This is a genomic window from Pseudomonas sp. Ps21-P2 (genome assembly GCF_039672565.1).
In the GTDB taxonomy this organism is placed as follows: domain Bacteria; phylum Pseudomonadota; class Gammaproteobacteria; order Pseudomonadales; family Pseudomonadaceae; genus Aquipseudomonas.
In genome coordinates this window covers 1-777 of sequence record NZ_JBDFPL010000047.1, presented here as the reverse complement: position 1 = coordinate 777, position 777 = coordinate 1, and the positions used below count along the sequence as shown (strand labels likewise).

Annotated in this window: 1 protein-coding gene; it reads left to right on the top strand. The window is 55.6% G+C overall.

The features are described from left to right. Positions 1 to 777, top strand: a 777-nt coding sequence (locus ABEH28_RS27315; protein ID WP_346631572.1) for a PAS domain-containing protein, incomplete at both ends; no start/stop codon positions are given.

Here is a 777-nt window from a genome sequence, read left to right as displayed (position 1 = left end):
GCACTGGCGCATCGCATCCACCTACGGATCCGCGCCAGACTTTAAGATCGAAAAAGCTATCGATGCCTGGCTGAAATTCGTGTTGTCTTACGACGACGTAGTCGATCTCAATGAAATTATGGTCGGCAACGCCGTTCTCCCTATAGGTTTCGAGCGGGGGATCGGCGATTTTTTTCAGGTCTGCATTGCCGTCAAAGATGCTGCTGAGCGTCTTGCTGGTGTGGTGCTGATGACAGTTCCGCTACCCCGCAAGGGACTTAGCGCCGCGCAGATCTGCCTTCTGCGAACTCACGCTGCCGACCTCTATGCCGCCCTCCAACCAACGCGGGTAAATGATTCTGCCGCACGCCTGCGCTTATTGGAGTCGGTGGTGGTCAATTCAAAGGACGCCATCCTGATTACAGAGGCCGAGCCCATCGACATGCCGGGGCCGCGCATCGTTTATTGCAATCCGGCGTTTCTGGCGAATACCGGTTTTTCCCTCGAAGAGGTCATAGGGCAGACCCCTCGCATATTGCAATGCGAGGAGAGCAACCGCGACACGCTTCGGCAATTGCGAGCGTCGTTGCAACGATGGGAACCCATCGAAGTTGAGCTGATCAACGCACGACGCGACGGGACTCGATTTTGGGTACAAATGAGCATCGTACCGGTGGCAAACGAGAACGGCTGGTTTACTCATTGGGTGTCTGTGCAGCGAGACATCACTGAGCGAAAAGAAGCTGAGGAGGCATTGCAACAAGCACAGATGGATCGTGAGGAACGCGTGGCGCTCCA